The 18,522-nt window shown below is 48.1% G+C and carries 17 protein-coding genes; 7 read left to right on the top strand and 10 right to left on the bottom strand.

Annotation, left to right across the window (positions count from 1 at the left end; all coding sequences use genetic code 11):
• Window positions 1-24: 24 nt before the first annotated feature.
• The 6 genes from MKY92_RS02255 to MKY92_RS02230 form a co-directional block, all read right to left on the bottom strand.
• Window positions 25-792, bottom strand: coding sequence for a nucleoside phosphorylase (locus MKY92_RS02255; protein ID WP_339298939.1), 768 nt, complete (start codon window positions 790-792; stop codon window positions 25-27).
• A gap of 1 nt (window position 793) precedes the next feature.
• Window positions 794-1,465, bottom strand: a complete 672-nt coding sequence (locus tag MKY92_RS02250) for a sulfite oxidase-like oxidoreductase (RefSeq protein ID WP_017691010.1) — start codon at window positions 1,463-1,465, stop codon at window positions 794-796.
• Window positions 1,466-1,511: 46 nt separating this feature from the next.
• Window positions 1,512-2,435, bottom strand: a complete 924-nt coding sequence (locus MKY92_RS02245) for an ABC transporter permease (RefSeq protein ID WP_017691011.1) — start codon at window positions 2,433-2,435, stop codon at window positions 1,512-1,514.
• Window positions 2,419-3,486: an ABC transporter permease gene (locus tag MKY92_RS02240; RefSeq protein WP_237177570.1), complete on the bottom strand. Its 1,068-nt coding sequence runs from the start codon at window positions 3,484-3,486 to the stop codon at window positions 2,419-2,421. The genes MKY92_RS02245 and MKY92_RS02240 overlap by 17 nt, the downstream gene beginning before the upstream one ends.
• A complete protein-coding gene (locus MKY92_RS02235) occupies window positions 3,483-4,982 on the bottom strand; it encodes an ABC transporter ATP-binding protein (protein ID WP_339301649.1) in 1,500 nt (499 codons plus the stop codon). The genes MKY92_RS02240 and MKY92_RS02235 overlap by 4 nt, the downstream gene beginning before the upstream one ends.
• Before the next feature lie 114 nt (window positions 4,983-5,096).
• Window positions 5,097-6,128, bottom strand: a complete 1,032-nt coding sequence (locus MKY92_RS02230) for a BMP family protein (RefSeq protein ID WP_145325689.1) — start codon at window positions 6,126-6,128, stop codon at window positions 5,097-5,099.
• A 276-nt stretch (window positions 6,129-6,404) separates the two neighbouring features.
• On the opposite strand from MKY92_RS02230, the gene MKY92_RS02225 reads away from it, so the two are divergent.
• From MKY92_RS02225 to MKY92_RS02215, 3 genes are all read left to right on the top strand, one after another.
• Entirely contained in the window at window positions 6,405-7,826 is a 1,422-nt protein-coding gene (locus MKY92_RS02225) for a hypothetical protein (RefSeq protein ID WP_339298938.1), read from the top strand.
• A 244-nt stretch (window positions 7,827-8,070) separates the two neighbouring features.
• Window positions 8,071-8,661 carry a DUF5317 domain-containing protein gene (locus MKY92_RS02220; RefSeq protein ID WP_076216483.1) on the top strand — a complete coding sequence of 197 codons (591 nt, stop codon included), beginning with the start codon at window positions 8,071-8,073 and terminating at the stop codon, window positions 8,659-8,661.
• Window positions 8,662-8,970: 309 nt separating this feature from the next.
• Complete coding sequence (locus MKY92_RS02215) at window positions 8,971-10,803, top strand: diguanylate cyclase (protein WP_339298937.1); 1,833 nt, start codon at window positions 8,971-8,973, stop codon at window positions 10,801-10,803.
• 133 nt (window positions 10,804-10,936) lie between these two features.
• Here MKY92_RS02215 and MKY92_RS02210 read toward each other — a convergent pair whose 3' ends face one another.
• Window positions 10,937-11,104 carry a hypothetical protein gene (locus MKY92_RS02210; protein ID WP_017691019.1) on the bottom strand — a complete coding sequence of 56 codons (168 nt, stop codon included), beginning with the start codon at window positions 11,102-11,104 and terminating at the stop codon, window positions 10,937-10,939.
• A gap of 304 nt (window positions 11,105-11,408) precedes the next feature.
• On the opposite strand from MKY92_RS02210, the gene MKY92_RS02205 reads away from it, so the two are divergent.
• The 4 genes from MKY92_RS02205 (at window position 11,409) to MKY92_RS02190 (ending at window position 16,101) form a co-directional block, all read left to right on the top strand.
• Complete coding sequence (locus MKY92_RS02205; RefSeq protein WP_339298936.1) at window positions 11,409-12,239, top strand: histidine kinase; 831 nt, start codon at window positions 11,409-11,411, stop codon at window positions 12,237-12,239.
• A 1-nt stretch (window position 12,240) separates the two neighbouring features.
• Entirely contained in the window at window positions 12,241-12,897 is a 657-nt protein-coding gene (locus tag MKY92_RS02200) for a response regulator transcription factor (RefSeq protein WP_036616682.1), read from the top strand.
• A 250-nt stretch (window positions 12,898-13,147) separates the two neighbouring features.
• The gene (locus MKY92_RS02195) at window positions 13,148-14,863 is read left to right on the top strand and encodes a copper resistance protein CopC (RefSeq protein WP_339298935.1); all 1,716 of its coding nucleotides are present in this window, start codon (window positions 13,148-13,150) and stop codon (window positions 14,861-14,863) included.
• A gap of 461 nt (window positions 14,864-15,324) precedes the next feature.
• A complete protein-coding gene (locus MKY92_RS02190) occupies window positions 15,325-16,101 on the top strand; it encodes a YcnI family protein (RefSeq protein WP_339298933.1) in 777 nt (258 codons plus the stop codon).
• 226 nt (window positions 16,102-16,327) lie between these two features.
• On the opposite strand, the gene MKY92_RS02185 is transcribed toward MKY92_RS02190, so the two are convergent.
• From MKY92_RS02185 to MKY92_RS02175, 3 genes are read right to left on the bottom strand one after another with little or no spacing between them, the layout of a single operon-like run.
• Window positions 16,328-16,600, bottom strand: coding sequence for a hypothetical protein (locus MKY92_RS02185; protein WP_017691024.1), 273 nt, complete (start codon window positions 16,598-16,600; stop codon window positions 16,328-16,330).
• 52 nt (window positions 16,601-16,652) lie between these two features.
• Entirely contained in the window at window positions 16,653-17,993 is a 1,341-nt protein-coding gene (locus MKY92_RS02180; protein WP_339298932.1) for a hypothetical protein, read from the bottom strand.
• A gap of 15 nt (window positions 17,994-18,008) precedes the next feature.
• Window positions 18,009-18,290 carry a hypothetical protein gene (locus MKY92_RS02175; protein ID WP_339298931.1) on the bottom strand — a complete coding sequence of 94 codons (282 nt, stop codon included), beginning with the start codon at window positions 18,288-18,290 and terminating at the stop codon, window positions 18,009-18,011.
• Window positions 18,291-18,522 lie beyond the last annotated feature (232 nt).

Genomic DNA, 18,522 nt, shown 5'->3' with positions numbered 1-18,522 from the left:
AAATGTATACTTGCCTTAACCAATCTATGCCTGATCCTCGCGAGCAAGCGTGGCGAGTGCGCGTAGCGCTGCATTAATCTCACGCTCCACCGCTTGTCCAACCGCATCCGTATGTGGATCATACTCGGCAGCCAGGTCGCTGTCCGCGAATCCATCGATCGCGACAATGGCTCCGGCACGCGCGCCACGTAAGGTGCTGACGATGTAGAGCGCCGCAATTTCCATCTCGGCCGCAAGTGCTCCAGCCTGCTTATACTTGCGGTGTGGAATCTCTTCCACGCCTGCAAAGAACGCATCCAGCGTTACGGTGATACCAACGCCCACTTTGCCCGCTGCAGTCGCAGATTCGGCATTTGCTGCGTTCCCCTGCTCACGAGCAGCTTCAATCAACGCTTGTGTCACCCCAATGTCCGCTACCGCTGGGAAACCATCCGGCACCAGTTGGCGAGTCAACCCATCCGTACGAACAGCTGCTGTACTCACAATCACACTGCCTGCCGGATAATCAGCTGTATACGATCCCGCCGTACCTACACGAATCAGAGTTGTCACACCCGCGCGAATCAATTCCTCGAAGCAGACAGCTGCTCCAGGTGAACCTACACCATGGCTGACCACAGCGATCTGTACCCCTTCATACAAACCAACAAATGTACGATACTCCCGACTGAACGCCAGTTCTCTCGCTTGCTCCAACTTATGGGAAATCTTCTCCGCACGTGCCGGATCACCACAGACGATGGCGTATGCCGGCATGTCTTCCGAATGAATCTGCAAAATAGGCATCAACATCTTAATCAAACTCCTTCTTCGTCCACTCGTCTTCCGGAATCGGCAGATCTTCACCCGAGAAGCGTTGTTCCTTGAACGGATCGGCAAAATGGTGGAAACCATTCACTTCCCAGAATCCATTACGGTCTTCTGTCATAAACTCCAGACCACGTATCCACTTCGCACTCTTCCAGAAGTAAAGTTGTGGCACAACCATACGCAGCGGAAAACCATGCTTGGGCGTCAGTGGCTCGCCATTGTATTTGAATGCAAGCAATACGTCATCATGCATCAATTCTTCAAGCGGTACATTTGTTTCATAATCATGATCCGCATGAATCATGACGTATTTGGCTTCCGGCTTAACTCCCAGAAGTTTCACAAAATCGGAGAAGCGAATACCTTCCCACGGCGTATCGAATTTCGACCAGCGGGTAACACAGTGAATATCACTCACCGTGTTCACCTGAGGCATCGCCTGCAACTCAGCTAGAGAGAACACCTTCTCTTCCTCCACTTCGCCGAATACCTTCAAGTCCCAGGTGGACAGGTCGTATTCCGGCACTTCCCCTTCATGCAGAATCGGGAATTTCTCCGTCAGCATCTGTCCTGGCGGCAGCCGATCTCCGTGATCGTTACCTGTTTTGGGTGCCGGGGTTTTACTTTTTTTCAAACGTTCAGCCTTGTTATGCAAGTGGAATTCCTCCTTCTTTTACTGTCTCTAACATAGACATTCAGAATTAACGCGAGCTTCCGCCCGCTTTCAGTGCATCCTGTGCATAGGTACGGTCTTTGAAAAAGAACATCGCGACCAGCGTCACAATATACGGCAGCATCAACGTGAAATGCGTTGGCAGGGAGAATCCTTGCAGACGAATACTCAATGCTTCCATGAAGCCAAACAGCACACTGGAGCCCATCACGCCAAGCGGATTGGCTTGTCCTAACATTGTTGCCACCAGCGCTATAAAACCACGACCAGCAGTCATGCCTTCGGTAAACATCGTCACCTGACCGAGCGACAACTGTGCTCCAGCCAGAGCGCACAACACACCGCACATCAGAACGGCACCATACTGGATACCCCGTACCTTGATCCCGATGCTCTGTGCTGCAATCGGGTTCTCACCGACGGAGCGCAGGCGGAAGCCGGATACACTTTTGAACAGATAGAATTGTAATGCAATCACGAGCACAATACCGAGGTAGACTAGCGGACTATGTCCCGATATTACATCGCCGACCCACGGAATGTCCTTAATCAATGGAATATCCCACTTGGGAAGTCCCACCATGTCTTTGTCGTAGTATGCACCTTTCACATCAAAAATCGCACGCAGTGCAAAGGTCGTCACCCCTGCAGCCAGGAAGTTGAGCGAGATCCCGACCACGATGGCGTTGGCCTTCAGATTAATGCTTATAAAGGCAAAGAGCGCCGAGAATAACATCACAATTATAATGGAAAAGAGTACAGCCAGCAGCACATTGCCAAACAGATAATTACCGACAATCGCGGAGAACGCACCGATCAGAACCAGTCCTTCAAGACCGACGTTGAACAGACCGACACGAGAACACAAAGCCCCACCGAGCGCTGCAAGCAGGATTGGAGTCATAATCCGCAAGGTTGAGCCAAACATGGCTGCATCAAACAGTTGTTGCATTGGACTTTTTCTCCTTTCTCCGCTTCAGGAATGAATAACCGATCTGAGCTGATACAAATAACGTCAATACAGCCTGGATGACACTGCCAACTTCCAGCGGCACATCTGTGTTCCGTTCCATCCCCATGGCACCTGTCTGTAAAGCAGCCAGCAAAATAGCTGCCACAGCAGTACCGAGTGGATGTGAGCGGGCAAGCAGCGTTGCCATAATGCCGCTCCATGCGTAACTTGCCGATGACAACGAGCCATCAAGGAAACGGTACTGTGTACCAAGCACTTCCCCCGCACCCGCGAGTCCAGCAAGTCCGCCACTAATGACCATGGACAGCATCATCATGCGAATGCGGCGAACACCACCGTAGGTTGCAAAGGACGGGTTGCTGCCGAGCATGCGGATTTCATAACCGGTCACCGTTTTATGTGTGAACCAGTAGATCAGAATAGCTGCTACAATGGCAATAATGAAGCCTGCATGCAGCCCCATGCCCTGGAACAACTTTGGCAACCAGATACTCTGGTCAATCATGGGTGTTTGAGCCATCGCAGCAGATCCTGTAGTGTCCTTGAATGGATAGGAGACCATGTAGCCCCCGAAATAAATGGCAATATAGTTAAGTAGTAAGGTTGTGATCAACAGATTCATGCCGAAACGCGCATCCAGCCACCCTGCAAACAGGGACCAGATTCCCCCGGCAAGAATACCTGCCACAATCGCAGCAATACACACAAACCAGCCTGGGCCTGGCAGATAGAGCGCCGTGAGCGCGGCACTAAGCCCGCCAAGAATCATCTGGCCTTCCGCTCCCATATTAAAGAATCCGGCACGGAATGCCAATGCTACGCCAAGCCCTGCCAAGATAATTGGTGTGGAACGAGCCAGCGTATTCGTGAAGAAGTAGAAGTTGCCGAAGGCCCCTTTCCACATCTCCGCATACGTATCCACCACATTACCGCCAACGATCAGAATCGCCACAGCCCCTGCAATCAGACCGATGAATACGGCAAGCAGCGGCTGCACGAGTCCGCGAAGTGTTTCTTTTACCCGATTCATATCCGCTCTTTCCCTCCTGCCATTAACAAGCTGATCTGTTCCTCAGTCGCTTCCTCTGCTCTCAATTCTCCCGCAATCTCACCTTCATACATGACAATAATCCGATCAGATAATTGCAAAATTTCGGACAACTCTGATGAAATGAGTAGAATACCCGCACCCTCGCTACGCTTGCGCAGCAATTCGGCATGAATCGTCTCCATCGCTCCGATATCCACACCACGTGTTGGTTCGGCTGCAATCAGAAACGGTGTATCCTGTGCAAATTCACGAGCGGCAATCAGCTTCTGCAAGTTTCCTCCGGACAGAAACTGTGCCTTGGTCTCCGCAGAACCTGTCTTGATGCTGAACTGTTGGATCCAACTCTCTACCATTGTTCTTGCTGCTTTGGCTTTGATAATGCCGCGTGACTGCAAGCGATGATGGTGTCCCATTAGTCCGTTCTCGCGAACACTCGCATCCTTGGCCGCTCCCCACATGTAACGATCTTCCGGGATATGAGCAAGTCCATGCTCCCGGATGCGCCGTACAGGCCAGTTGGTTGTATCCTGCCCGGAGAGCAAGACGCGACCACTATCCGCCTTACGCAGTCCGGCAATGACCTGAATCAGTTCCGACTGGCCGTTACCCGAGATACCCGCTATACCAACCACCTCACCTTTTCGAACCTCCATATGGATTTCCTTGAGCGCCGAACGATCCTTCGCTCCGGACAGATTGATCCCTTCCACCTGAAGCACCGCTTCCGCTGGAACCGATGGCTGCTTGTCCATACGCACAAGTTCACGACCAACCATCAGACGGGACAATTCCTCCATATGTGTATCCTTCGCTTCCAACGTACCTGTCACCTGACCATCCCGAAGCACCGTGATCCGGTCTGCTACATCCATAACTTCTTGCAGCTTGTGCGTGATCAGGACAAAGGTTTTGCCCAGCTTGGCGAGTGATTTCATGTTCGCCAGCAATTCCTTCACTTCCAGCGGTGTCAGTACCGCCGAAGGTTCATCCAATATAATGATGTCTGCGCCCTGATGCAGCACCTTGAGAATTTCAACACGCTGCTGCATGCCAAGCGGGCACTCGGAAACTTTTTTCCACGGGTCCACCGGCATGCCGTATTTTCTGCCAAGCTCATTTACCTGAGCCGCTGCTTTTTTGCGGTCAAATGCACCTGCCTTAGCCGGTTCGCGTCCGATCACGATGTTCTCCGCCACCGTAAAGGAAGGGAACAGCATGAAATGCTGATGCACCATGCCGATGCCACTTGCCATCGCCTGGGACGGCGTGGCAAAGCTCACCTCACGTCCGCGGACTTTGATTGTGCCTGACGTGGGCTGTTCCATACCGTACAGCATACGCATCAAGGTTGTTTTACCGGCCCCGTTCTCACCTACCAGGGCATGAATCTCTCCCTCACGCAAATTAAAACGGATGTCACGGTTAGCGGTGAAGCCGCCGTATTTCTTCGTAATCTGCTCCATCTCCAACAGCATATCTCGCATTCGCTCCCCTCGGACTCGGTCATTTAATAGCAGCAAAACCGGCTGCCTGATCGGGCAGCCGGCTGATCATTTCCATCACTCATTCATTGAAAAGAACATTCAAAACTATTGTTGCAATGGATCTTTGACTACGATTTTTCCGGATACGATATCATCATTGATTGCTTTCACTTGGTCGATTACTTCTTGTCCAACGAAAGCATTCAATGGAGATTCGCTGTCACGTGTAACGTAAGTCAGGCCTACACCGTCTTCTTTCAAGCCATAGTTCACTGCACCTGCTTTGAAATTGCCTTCCACAAAATCTTTCACAGTCTCATAAGCAACGGTATCCGTTGATTTCAATTGAGACAATACGATATGTTCCGGGTCTTCAACGGTACGGTCCGTATCCTGACCTGATGTGTAGAATCCTTTTTCTTTGGCTGCTTCGAACACGCCGAGATCGCCGACAGCGGATGCGCCAGCGATGAAGTCAGCGCCTTTGCCGAATTGTACCAGCGCCAATTCTTTGGCTTTGGCCGGGTCATTAAATCCACCTACATAGTTCACGAGGAATTCTGCATCCGGATTCACGGATTCCAATCCAGCTTTGAAACCTTCTGTATATTTCTTGATCAATGGTACATCCATTGCTGCGATCATGCCGACTTTGTCTGTTTTGGTGGACAATCCAGCAGCTGCACCGAGCAGGTACGCCCCTTCATATTCACGGAAACCAACGCTACGAACGTTGGGAAGATCAACGGTTGTATCTACAATTGCAAAGGACTTGTCCGGATTCTCTGCTGCGACTTTCTTCAATGCATCTTCTGCCTGGAAAGTTGCTGTAATAATCAGATCATAATTCTCGGCAACCGCAGCACGCAGATTTTGTTCAAATGCTGCCGGGTCTGTCGATTCAATCGTCTTGGTGTCTACTTTGAATTCTTCACCTGCTTTTTTGAAGCCTTCATCCATCTGTACAAAGAAAGGGTTAACTCCTATTTTTTCGGGAAGTACGAGGGCCATCCGAAGAGATTTCTCAGAATCACTGCCTTGGGCGGATTGTTCGTCTTTGGAAGCCGAATTTCCACAAGCTGCTAACAAAATAGCCAACATGATGATCGATAAGACGAACGATAAACCTCTTTTCATTTTGAAAATACCCCTTTTCAACATTCTTTTTTCTTATCCTAGCGGATACTGTCGATCCTTGTCAATAAATCTTTGAGCGTATACACTCAAATAGAATATAATTGACAATTCACTTTCTACCAAGCTTTGGAAACCGTTCTGTAACAAGTTTTTTTCCGTTGACATCCAGCGCGTCTCCGTGCTAAAGTCGATCCAATTGTTATATTCTGATAGGAATTGTCAGAATTATAACCCAAAGCTATTTATTTTCCAACCCATTTTAAGGAGGCTATTCATTTGAAAAAAATCACCCAGATCACACTGGCGGCTCTACTCGCCGCTCCGGTAACACTCGGCAGCCTAAGCTTGCCCGCTTCCGCTTCTGCAGCATCTGCAACTCCGGCTAAACCAACCACATTACAAAGTGTCAAAGGACCGGTAGCTCAGGCGCCAGGCGCTTATACGGAAAGCGCAGCGGATTTTGCTCAATTCTTGCAAGCGAAATACAACATTCAATTGCCGCAACAGATTACCAAAGGTGATTTCATTCAAGCCATTGCAGCCATCACGGAAGCAACTCAAGCAAGTGACAGTGAAGCCAAAGCTCCAGTCTTTACCGATCTGTCTTCTGGTGATTCTTCATATGATGCTGCCGTATCCTTATACAATAATGGGGTTCTTTCCGGTACAGAAGTACGTGCCAAGGATCATCTGAGCACTTATGCAGCGGTCTTCATCGCGGTGAAAGCAGCCGGATTCAAGGAACTGGCTTATACATATCCTGCAGAGAAAACAGCCAAAGCGCTTGCCAAAGTTGGCATTAACCCGAACCGTGTTCAGGGACAAGCCGCACAGGAACTGGCTGCGGCGATCGATACTGGCCTGATTCCCGAAAGCCTATACCCTGCTCTCCTTAAAGGCGGAGTAGCAAGTAAAGATTTCGCTAATACTTTGCTTGGACGCGTACTAGTCAGTCAAGGGAAATACAAACATGAGATTGGGCGTTCCGGCGATGCGGACATCTATTCCAAACTATACGCTGCATATCGCACAGCCGATCTAATTGAATCACCTGAGCTGAGAAAGATTGTGGATCAGGCCCTGCGAGATGATCTCGTAACAGGTTACAATCTGAAGGATAGCCGCTTTGATTCCAACTTTATCGATGAACTGACACTTACCTACGGCCACGATAATATTCAACATGCTGTACAGTTGGTTGGTTTGTTGCGTAGCGAAGGTATTGATGCTGATGTGCAATTCCAGCCGAAGACATCTGCATTCATATATTTGAAGGAATGGGGCGAGCCGAAGGAAACGCCAGACTATAAAGTGACACAGATCGAGAACGGCAACTATATTGCTTCTGCGAAGGAATATGATATTCAGTTCGAGTTCAACAATGTGGCAGACAAAGTCCGCTTCAACGACATTGTGCTGAAATATGCCAAAAAGAACAGTGACAGTACATCTCCATTGATTCTCAGTTCCTGGTGGCAACCGCTGTATTATTCACCAACTGCATTGGCGAACTATCCTGTCATTTCCAATAATAAGATCGCGCTTGGCAATTACTATGCTCAGTCCTTCTCTCTGAAAGAGAATGCCAAATCCATTCGTGAAGGTTTCCTGAAGTTGGCACCTGATGCGGACATTACAACGTATGACTTCTGGGTGGACCAGCCTTTCTTCAACTATCTGAACGGTGGATCCGAATAAAATAAATTCCGTCTTTAACCGAATTAAAGCTCGTATTTTGGCACCATAAGCAGCCGTCCTTTACCGAATTTTACAGGGGTTTCGACCCCTAGATTCGTAAAGGCGGTTTTTTGTTCAGCATTTTGCAAATTTCTTCTACAAAATCATTTTTCTCATGCAGGAATTACCAATATAAGGTCGAATCCTATTATGTACACAAACACGCAATCATATTGCATATCTCCGCACGAACAGGAGTTACTCCATGGTATATGACGGTATTCTACTAGGCTTAATCGTTGGATTTTTTCGGGGCGGGTTGCGGCATGGGCTCAACCAGTTTGCAGCACTCAAACTGCGAAGCGGCTGGATTTTCCCTGTATTGTTACTAATCCAGTTCTTTATTTTCTATCTCCAGGAACGATTCGAATGGGTGGCATCCATTAATGGATATCTCTTTGCTGCCGTTTACATTACAGGGCTCGCTTTCCTGTGGCTCAACAGACACCATACCGGGTTCATGCTCATCTGGATTGGGGTATTTCTCAATTTTGCCGTTATGGCTGTAAATGGTGGGCGCATGCCTGTTTCTGTGGAAGCCTCCGCTGTACTGGGTCCCTATTATGTAGACATGCTCAGGGAAGGCGGCGCCGTATCAAAGCATTTTATGATGGATGCATCTACAAATCTGCCTTTTCTCGGTGATATCATACCACTCTCCAGCCCTTATCCACGGACTCAGGTGATCAGTATCGGTGATGTGGTCATGAACGTTGGCATATTCCTTTTTATCCAATACATGATGGTGAATCGGGACAAAAAGGCTGTGCAACCTGCTAAAACTCATCAGGCTTGAAGAAACAGGTAGACTCCAAGGAAGGGAGGTCTTCTCCATGAAAAAATTAGAAGGTATGAAATATTCCCGCATTGTCATCAACGCAATCATCGTGGCTTCTGTCGTTGTAGCGTTAACTTCGGGATACAAGCTGGGCGGCTAGTATCCATACCGCCAAACAAGACAAACAGGCTGCCAGCGGCCTGTTTTTTCTTTCTGGATTTTTGGCAGGCAACTTGGTATGTTATACATCTATATAGTATATCCCTATAGAAGAACACCAACTATATACACATCAAGATTAGACTAAACTCAAGCAGGAGATTTTTTATGAACTTTATTCGTAACCTTATCCATAAGGCAGATCGAAGCAGTATGTATGTTATTTTGCTTAGTTGTACCGGGATCGGTGTTTTTCTGTACATGAACAAGTGGTCTTATCTTCATCTAACCACGGCGGATTGGGTCATGGTCTACACCATGCTGGGTGCGGCGTTAATTCTGGATTATTTCACATTCCAGATTCCACCCAAAGGCAATCAGCAATCCATGGATTCATCGGTATACCTTGCCTGTATATTCATGTTTGGCGGAGCTTTCAGTTTATCTGTACTGCTTCCTGTCTCCATCATCCTGTTAATCAAAGAGCGCAAGCTTACCTGGTGGAAACACATTGTCAATTTCAGCATCTACAGTCTCATGATTACAGGAGCAGCTGCCGTGTTTGAGTGGACTGGTGGGCAATCGGGAACTCTGGACGGCTATAACCTGATTCCTTATTTTGCAGCACTCGCAGCCTACTTCATCATCAACACAATCACACTTGGCTTATTCTTTCATTTCTCCACAAAGGATGCATTACAGCAGATGAAGCGGGCATTCGTAACCGAATCCCTGCTGGTTTATTTATGTACGCTGATTCTGGCGCTTGTCCTGACGATTCTGGTTGTACACAATGGCGTGCTCGGTCTGTTGTTGTATCTGAGTCTCAGTATTCTGCTCTCCCATGCATTCAAGCAGTTGTTTGTCATGTATCAGACCATTGAGGAGAAAGCTAACACGGATCAACGCACAGGCCTGTTCAACCACAGTTACTTTGAAAGTATGTTGGAAAATGAACTGACTACCGCTCGTACGCAGGGAACGCCGCTCTGTCTGGGGCTTATTGATATTGATGATTTCAAAAAGTATAACGATCGGTTTGGCCACCTACAAGGTGACAGTCTGCTGGCTCTGCTGGGAGATTTTCTGATGCGCAAGACGGAAGGCACACCTGTTACCGCCTTTCGTTATGGAGGGGAAGAGTTTACTTTGCTCATGCCAGGCATGGAACTGGACGAATCCTACAGGTTCATGAACAAGCTGCGTAAACAACTGAACGACACGCCATTTGAAGGTGTTGAAGTGTTTCCACACGGTTGTCTCTCCTTCTCTGCTGGCGTCGCGCCCTATCAGGTGGATATGTATAACAAATCCCAGCTCGTAGATCAGGCGGATAAAGCACTGTATTATGCGAAGAAACAGGGCAAGAACAACGTGCACCGCCACGGCAGCAATGATGGCATGGAACACGAGATTGATCTGGTACAGGACGTTCGTGACATCGAGCAGCAGCTCAATCTGTTCAGATACAAGGATATGGATACGTTTAAACATTCCAAACGGGTCTACAAATATGCACTGGATATCAGTGAATTGCTTGCACTAGACAATGCGGAAAAACGTCGTTTCGTGCTGGGAGCACTGATTCATGACATCGGAAAACTGGAGATTCCTTGGTCCATTCTGAACAAAAAGGACAAGCTCACTGCAGAAGAATGGGAAACGATCAAAGGACATGTCACCTGGGGCAAAAAAATGGTGATCACGAACGATCGCTTCGCCGATCTGATTCCGTATATTGAACTTCACCACGAGCGCTATGATGGCAAAGGCTATCCTTATGGCCTGAAGGGTAACGAGATTCCCCGGCTGTGCCGGATGCTGACCGTGATTGACTCCTTTGATGCCATGACGACAGAGCGGCCATATCAGGAAACCAAGAACGTGGAAGAAGCGATTCGGGAGCTACGCGCATGTTCGGGTTCACAGTTCGATCCGGAGCTTGCCGAGTTGTTCATTCAATATATTGAGAAAAGAACCGCTCAGCAACAGTTGCAGTAAGATGAACGGAGCTTCTTCTATAAGCCCTAAACAAGTCAAAGCGCTATCCCCGGTCTGATCGGAGATAGCGCCAATTTCATTTTCATGGAATGAATCGTACACCAGACAGCTTCATTCTCGTGCAGATTCTACATTAAGATTTGGTATTCAGTTCATGTGAGGTCTGATGCAGCTCTTTGATCATCTGCTGCAAAAACATGTTGTCTTGGCGACTGATACCGTGCTGATTGTCTTGAACAAGCATCTGGTGAATGTTCTTTTTGAGCAATTCACTGCGACGTTCCAATACTTCTTGACTCATGTTGTTGCTTCACTCCTTAACATGTTTTGTAATGAATTCACGTTCTATATAAGTATAGAGGACCTTCTCCGATAGGGAAAACGGACTCAGCCTTCCTCAGCTGTTCACACCAACCCTCACCTAGCGTGACAACATTTCACCCCTTATCATTCTTAGATATCCTTCTAAATACTCCCTGATCCTCCCCAGCTTTCTCCAAATACACAGACTAGGGTCTTGGACAAGCTTGCGTTATAATGGTCCCATCCCTGTATAAATAAAGTACCTAATTAAGCTAATCCTAGATCAAAGGAGTTCTGCATTCATGTCCTATAAACAAATTAAATGGATGATTCTGCTGATCCCCACTTTCACGGTTGGCATCTGGGAATATATTCGCCATCAGTTTCTGATGCCATACCTTTCGATGGACGCTGGAAACTGGTTAACACCCGTCATCGTTTACCTCGTCAGCGTGACACTGCTCAGCCGATTGTTCCACATGCTCGAAGGTGCCAGGGCTGCTCTGGAGCAGGAACGTGCAGCGAAAGCAGCGCTGGAAGCTCGTGACCAATTGGCACGGGAACTTCACGACGGCATATCTCAGTCTCTTTTCTTGCTGTCCGTGAAGACCGATAAAGCAGGCCGTAGTCTGGCAGGGAGCGGACATGAGCATGAGATCCAAGAGATTCAAAAAACCGTGCATGAAGTCAATACATATGTAAGGCAAGCGATTGCCCAGTTGCGTTTTGTTCCCTCCTCTACGCTAACATCAGAAATTATTTCACTGCATGCGCAGGTCGAAGTTCTCGTCAAAGAAACGGTACCTGGTGCACAGATTCATTGGGACCTCAGTGGTGTAACGTTCTCTGCCAAGGAGCAAGTGGAACTGCTCGCCTGTATCCGCGAAGGTTTACTGAATGTACGCAAACATGCGCAGGCTACCCGCGTTCAGGTTCACGCGGAAGGTAACCCAATTGCCTGGTTCATTTATATTCAGGATAATGGGAATGGACTACGTGGAGATCCTCTTCATCTGAAGGATCGGTACGGACTGCGAATTACGAAGGAGCGTGCTGCCGAGATGGGTTGGTCTTTTACCCTCGATTCAAGACCGGGGCATACCCGAATGACGGTAGGAAAGGAGCATACTTAATATGGAACATGTACGTGTATTGGTTGTTGATGATCATGCGCATGCGCGGGAAGCGATCTGTAGCATTTTATCCGAGGACAGCCTGTTTGAAGTGATTGGTACAGCTTCGAATGGACAGGAAGCGTTGGAGCTCACCGGGCAATGGATGCCCGACCTGATCCTGATGGACGTGCAGATGCCGGGCATGGATGGACTGGAAGCCACCCGTCAGATCAAGCTGCGATTCCCTTATGTTATTGTTGTTATGGTCACAGTATCGGATGATGTGACGTTTCTGTTCGAAGCACTGAAACAAGGCGCTCAAGGCTATTTGCTCAAAAATCTAACACCTTCCACCTGGCTTGAATACCTGCGCGCCATCGTCAGTGACGACGCACCCCTCAGTAAGGAACTGGCCTACCGGATTTTGCAGGAGTTTCCCGCACCACGCAGTGAAGATGTGCAAGATAACCCGCTAACGGCGCGGGAACTTGAGATCCTGCAATGGGTATCCGCGGGATATACCAATCGGGAGATTGCCGATCAACTCGGTATTTCAGACCAGACCGTGAAGAATCATCTCAAAAACATTTTGCAGAAGCTCCAGCTTGAAAATCGGGTACAACTCACCCGCTATGCGCTAGAGAGCGGGCTTGCGGGACGTAAACTTCGCAAATAGCGCAGTTTCGTAGTGATATGTGAATGGTAGCACGAACGTAACACATACCTATATGAGATTTGTAATATGAGACGAGATGTTGTTCTGCAACATACACATTCATGCTTTTGTCACATTTATGTAGACCAAATCGTTTTTTTATAGCCCAATGTAGTCATACGCAGTCATTTTGGACAAAGTTATAATGGGTTAGATTATGCTTAAAGGACCATGAATGACTACAAATCTATAACCTGAGGGTGATGATTTTTTGATTTTTACACGCTTTACCCTGAAATGGGGCAAACGGCACTGGGCATTGGTCACCTGCCTGTTGCTCGTATGCTGCCTTGTTATGCCACAGTGGGCATCTGCCCATGCTTATATTGTTAAGGCTTCGCCAGGAGAAAATGAGATCCTCGTAGCTGCTCCGGAGCGGCTGACGATGGAGTTCAACGAATCCTTGCAGACGGCCTTTTATGATATCAAAATTACCGGACCTGACGGTAATCAGGCAGACGATGGAAATGTACAGATTGATGTGGATCGCCCTCATATTCTGGAGACTGGCCTTCAGGCTGGACTCGGGAACGGTACATATGCCGTTAACTGGAAAGCTGTATCTGCCGATGGGCACCCCATCCAAGGGGCATATGTTTTCCATATTGGTGAGCCATCCGGCTCCCCTGCCGGGCTGAGTGATCTTACATCCGGTTCCGGCTCAACAGGTGGACCGCTCAAATGGATCGTATCCTTGACCGACTGGATTCAGTATCTCGGATTGTCTGTCATTCTTGGGACACTTGCATTCTTGCTGCTGCGAATTGCACCGACATCCATGACAAGCGAACCTATGGACGTTCCGGGTAGCTACAGATTGTTATGGATCAGCTATGCTGCTGCTTCCTTTGCCGCCTTGGTCAGCCTGCCACTGAATACATTGTATGAATCTGGTGTGGCTCTGAACGAACTAAGCTGGGGACTGATCGGAAGTGCGCTCAAGCTGACATCCTTTGGTCAGATCTGGATGTTACAGATACTCATTGTACTGCTGCTGGCTGTCACGATTCTCTCCGGATATGATCGCGATCGATCCATCCGTGCTCGCATCTGGTCTTCTTACGGCTCACTCGTGCTTGTGCTTGGATGGCTGTTCACGCATGCCATGACGGGACATCCGGCTGCGGCGGATCAACGTGAGCTGGCGATTGCCATGGATTTCATACATCTGATTGGTGCTGCTTTCTGGATTGGCGCACTAACCGCCATGGCGATATGTCTGCCCCCAATGGCAGACAAGCTGCCATCGAAGGTGCGAGGAGAAGTTTACTGGGTTGCTATTCGCAGGTTTACCGCCTGGGGGATTGGCGCCGTAGCCGCTCTGGTTGCTACAGGGATATACAGCAGTCTGATTATTCTGCCCGAACCCGTGCTGACCTCCCTGTTCACTACAGCCTATGGCCTTGTTCTGATCGGCAAGGTCGTCCTGCTGATTGTGATGATTCTCTTTGCATGGCGTCATGCCAGATTGGCAAGAGCAGCTACGGGAAGCAGATTATCCGGCAGCCTGAAAGCCGAGCTTGCTACTGGTGCTGTGATTCTCGCTCTTGCTGCCGTGCTGACACATTTGTCTCCGGGACAACCAGCAGCGGTCGGTCCGTATCAGGAGACAAAAACTACAGAAGATGGCTCGGCGATCACACTTCAGGTGAGTCCCAATATAACGGGAGAGAACCAATTTGAAGTCGATGTGAAACGTGCAGATGGCAGTATCGTTAATGATCTGGAACAGATCACCCTGTCACTCACACATCTGGACATGGATATGGGGATCTATGAGATCACCATTCCGAAAAATGATACTGGTGTGTACAAGGCTGAAGATTACATCTCCATGCCTGGACGTTGGAATATCAAGGTACATCTCCTGACCAAAACGTTGGATGCACTGGATGCCGAATTTGAGATTGATACCGCCAAGCCATAGTTACACAACGTTTATATTGAGTGACCCAATCTAAAATTAGTGTTTCTACAAACTGCAAATGTAGTGAAGAATACGAAATTGATTCTGGAGAAGCGAAGCACGCGCTTTTATTCCCGGATTTCAACTTATTACTATATAAATTGAACTATTATTTACACTGAAACGGAGAGGACAGAAAAAACCTGAAAAAGCGAAGCGTTCGCCTTTATCAACAGATTTTCCCCTTAAGAAAAGGGAATCAAAAAATCTGGGGATAACAGCGATTGGAAGGTTATTCTGTCATCGGATTGCATGTGTAAACCATCTTTAGTTCAATTTATATAGTTGAATCAAAAAAATCCGGGAATAACGGTGATCGAAAGAACCATTCGTAACCGAACGGTGCCTTTGCAGAACGTAGACACTCATTTAAGAGAATGGGCCGAATCATATATGATAAGAACTGAAAGGGGTTATTTATTTTGAAGAAAACATCATGGATTTCCAAACTAACATCCACTATCGCAACAGGTACCGCAGCATTCATGTTATTCGCCGGATTCGCGAGCGCTCACGTTACCGTTAGCCCATCCGTTGCACAGACAAGCGCATGGCAGACGTACACGATTAAGATTCCATCCGAGAAAGAACTGCCTACGACCAAGATCACCATGAAAGTTCCGGAAGGTGTTGCATTCAAGCAATATCAACCACTGGCTGGCTGGAAAATCACCACGGAGAAGAACGATTCCAATGAAGTAACATCGATCACATGGGAAATTGACGGCGATAACGAGGGAATTCTGGCAGGACAATTCCAGCAGTTCAACTTCGTTGCACAGAACCCTAAGGCGGAAGCTGAAGTAGCTTGGGATGCCTTCCAATACTACAGTGATGGCAGTATTGTAGAATGGACAGGCCAACCAAGTGATGCCAACCCACACAGTATCACAACGATTAGCGAAGATCCGGACTCTGCTGGTAATGCTGCGGCAGGTGGAGGTCATGCCAACGATGGACACGATAGTGCAGGTACAGAAGGCGCCACTGGGGATAATGCAGCTACCGACGATAGCAAAGCAAACGATGACACCACGCTGGGCGATGCACTCAATGACACCGTTACAGGTGAACCAAACAACACGGATACAGACCCGGGTACGCTGAAACTTCAACAAGCAACGTTGATCGTATCTATCCTGGCTCTGATTCTGTCCTTCCTGGGAATCGCTCTGGCGACGCGTCGCAAAAAACGTTAAGAACTAACTTACAGTTTTACGAAAACCTGAGAAAAATTCAGATAACAAAAAGCCTATGGCGTCGGGATCAAACCCGATAAGCCATAGGCTTTTTTAGCTATCATCATCTTGATTGGTTACCCATGTTCTTTACAATCCGTGGTTTAGGCCTAATCATGCCGCTCCACATTCACACTCTTATCCACGCTGATTGCCATCCGCAATATGGCAACAGTATGGCTACTTCTTAGCGTTCCTGATCCGTCTGGATCATGATCTCAATGTATTGCAGCAAGCTTTTCTTCTGCTGTTCGATGGATTGAATTCGTCTGGACAGGCCCGCAAAAAATTCTTCAATCTGCTGCCTTGTATGGTCAGCAGACTGCCCCTTCCAATCGTTCAGGCGACTGTATAACGCCCTCGCTTCCTGTTCATCGGCTTGCAGACGGGCAAGCAGCTGTGTCAGTTCTTTTTCCGCAATTCGAAGATCATTCAATTCCACCAGCAATTGTCCACCCACTTGTGTCTCCCCTCCCCCATGTACGTGATATCGACATTAACCAACCTGGTTCCTAATTAAAATGAACCGGACTCTCGTCCGCCTGCCGGAAGGCATCTGCTTTCTCATCAATAAAGTTCAGGAACTGGCTGGTATGTTTCATATGCCATGTGCTAAGTTCTTGAATCGACGCATCCAGTTGGGTGACAATCGGCTCCAGCCTGCGACTGCGGCTTGTATGCAGGTATTGAGCCATGCGGCTTCGTACCTGGTTTAGCTCGGCATTGCATTGTTGTGCATTTTGCTTCCACCGCGAAGCGACACTTTTCAGTTCTTCCGGCGTTACCTGAATCAGACCTGAAGCCGCAGCAGCCGAAGCCATACCTCCACCGCCGCCAGACTTGGAACGTAACGGGCCTAAGTTCTTGCTGAATGGTCCCATGTGATCCATAAGGCGTGGTGAATAGCGGATTCTCTCTCCAGTAATCGGATCGTACAGGTCATTGGATATGTAACCATTTTTGAAATCATATTGATCCAGACTGTGATAGTTTTCCCCGCCAAATGAGTTCTTGGCTTTATCGATAATACTCACGCCGTCATTCGCCGAGTCATAATCGGAGTTGATGTAATAGGTCGATCCCACATGCCGGTCATATCCTCCCAGCGTTCCGCTGGCTACCAGATCACTTGGATTTGCATAGTTCACAACCTGCCCGTCAAATGCACCCGCTTCTGCCCGGCGCCGCATTTCTGGCGTCAGATTACCCATTACAGATGGTGCACTAAACGTCACGGCTGGAATTCCGGTATAAGCAGATGCATATTGTGCATTTCCCCCGCCCAAGGAATGTCCAGTCATCGAGAAATTCAGATCCTTATGCTTGTTCTGCATGTGATTTGCGTAGTCTTCGGATTGATACATCTGATTGGCCCAGCCTGTAGGGGAAACGGTTTTCTCGATATCCTTTACGCGATCACCCGTCCAGTTCTCCACGTCTCTTACCCTGTCACCAGCCCAATCCTCCACTTTGGATATGCCCGTGAAGTCTTTGACACCTTCGACACCTTTGTCGAGCCAATCCGGCGTAAGATTATTAACAAAATTCCCGGCCTCCTGCTGACCCTTACGAATCAACTCTCCGCCCCCAATGCGGCCATCCATGACAAAGTCAGGTATAGAGCGATCCAAGGACGCACTTCCTTCTGTACCACGATAAGCAATGACAGCTTCCTTGGTCTCGGGATTATAAAATGTTACAGCATCAAAACCGGAAAATTTATTGCTTTCCGTCCCCTCAAGGACCTCCCATCCGGGAAGTTCCGTTAATTTGTCTCCAGCCTTTTGATCCTGGTAGGCTAGATCAGACATCGTTTTATACGTTTCATCATCAATATTGGACCCGTTACTCAATAACTACACCTCCCTTTATTTGTCGTATGGATCATGTCCCTTGGCCATCATCACTTCCTCAATCTCAGGGCTAATGACCAAGTTCTTGGTTACCTTCTTTTTGTAGTCGTACGAAATGCCAAAGCTCTGATCTTCATGATCTTTCACATGCCCTTTCAGCCCAATCTGGGACACTGCCATTTCCGGCAACAACTCTTTGCTTGTAATCACAACATCCAGTTCAAACTTCTGCTTGAAGTGCTGAATTACGGTTGCTTCAGCTTCTTGGTATAGAGCTTCCTTCTCACTTGCATTCATGTTCTGACAACCTCCCAAAAATATAGTAAACACCATCATTAGTGTGAATAAACCCTTCAACCACCCTGCACGTTTAATACGGATCCCCCCTCATGGTAGAATCGAGGCATTCACTATATGTGAAGTACACCCTATTCATCTGTTACCTGAATCATAGTACAAAATCAACATGAGCCATATCGGCTAACAGAATCGTTTTCATGTAACTTTCTTCCTATATGATTCAAATAGG

The sequence above is a fragment of the Paenibacillus sp. FSL R5-0623 genome (genome assembly GCF_037974265.1).
Classification (GTDB): Bacteria; Bacillota; Bacilli; order Paenibacillales; family Paenibacillaceae; genus Paenibacillus.
Note: the sequence above shows the minus strand (reverse complement) of the source record. Positions and strands in the feature narration are given on the sequence as shown.

Excerpts from the sequence above, each read along its gene's own strand:
- MKY92_RS02255 (WP_339298939.1), bottom strand. The coding sequence starts at position 792 with ATGTTGATGCCTATTTTGCAGATTCATTCGGAAGACATGCCGGCATAC.
- MKY92_RS02245 (WP_017691011.1), bottom strand. The coding sequence starts at position 2,435 with ATGCAACAACTGTTTGATGCAGCCATGTTTGGCTCAACCTTGCGGATT.
- MKY92_RS02240 (WP_237177570.1), bottom strand. The coding sequence starts at position 3,486 with ATGAATCGGGTAAAAGAAACACTTCGCGGACTCGTGCAGCCGCTGCTT.
- MKY92_RS02235 (WP_339301649.1), bottom strand. The coding sequence starts at position 4,982 with ATGCTGTTGGAGATGGAGCAGATTACGAAGAAATACGGCGGCTTCACC.
- MKY92_RS02230 (WP_145325689.1), bottom strand. The coding sequence starts at position 6,128 with ATGAAAAGAGGTTTATCGTTCGTCTTATCGATCATCATGTTGGCTATT.
- MKY92_RS02220 (WP_076216483.1), top strand. The coding sequence starts at position 8,071 with ATGGTATATGACGGTATTCTACTAGGCTTAATCGTTGGATTTTTTCGG.
- MKY92_RS02215 (WP_339298937.1), top strand. The coding sequence starts at position 8,971 with ATGAACTTTATTCGTAACCTTATCCATAAGGCAGATCGAAGCAGTATG.
- MKY92_RS02210 (WP_017691019.1), bottom strand. The coding sequence starts at position 11,104 with ATGAGTCAAGAAGTATTGGAACGTCGCAGTGAATTGCTCAAAAAGAAC.
- MKY92_RS02205 (WP_339298936.1), top strand. The coding sequence starts at position 11,409 with ATGTCCTATAAACAAATTAAATGGATGATTCTGCTGATCCCCACTTTC.
- MKY92_RS02200 (WP_036616682.1), top strand. The coding sequence starts at position 12,241 with ATGGAACATGTACGTGTATTGGTTGTTGATGATCATGCGCATGCGCGG.
- MKY92_RS02175 (WP_339298931.1), bottom strand. The coding sequence starts at position 18,290 with ATGAATGCAAGTGAGAAGGAAGCTCTATACCAAGAAGCTGAAGCAACC.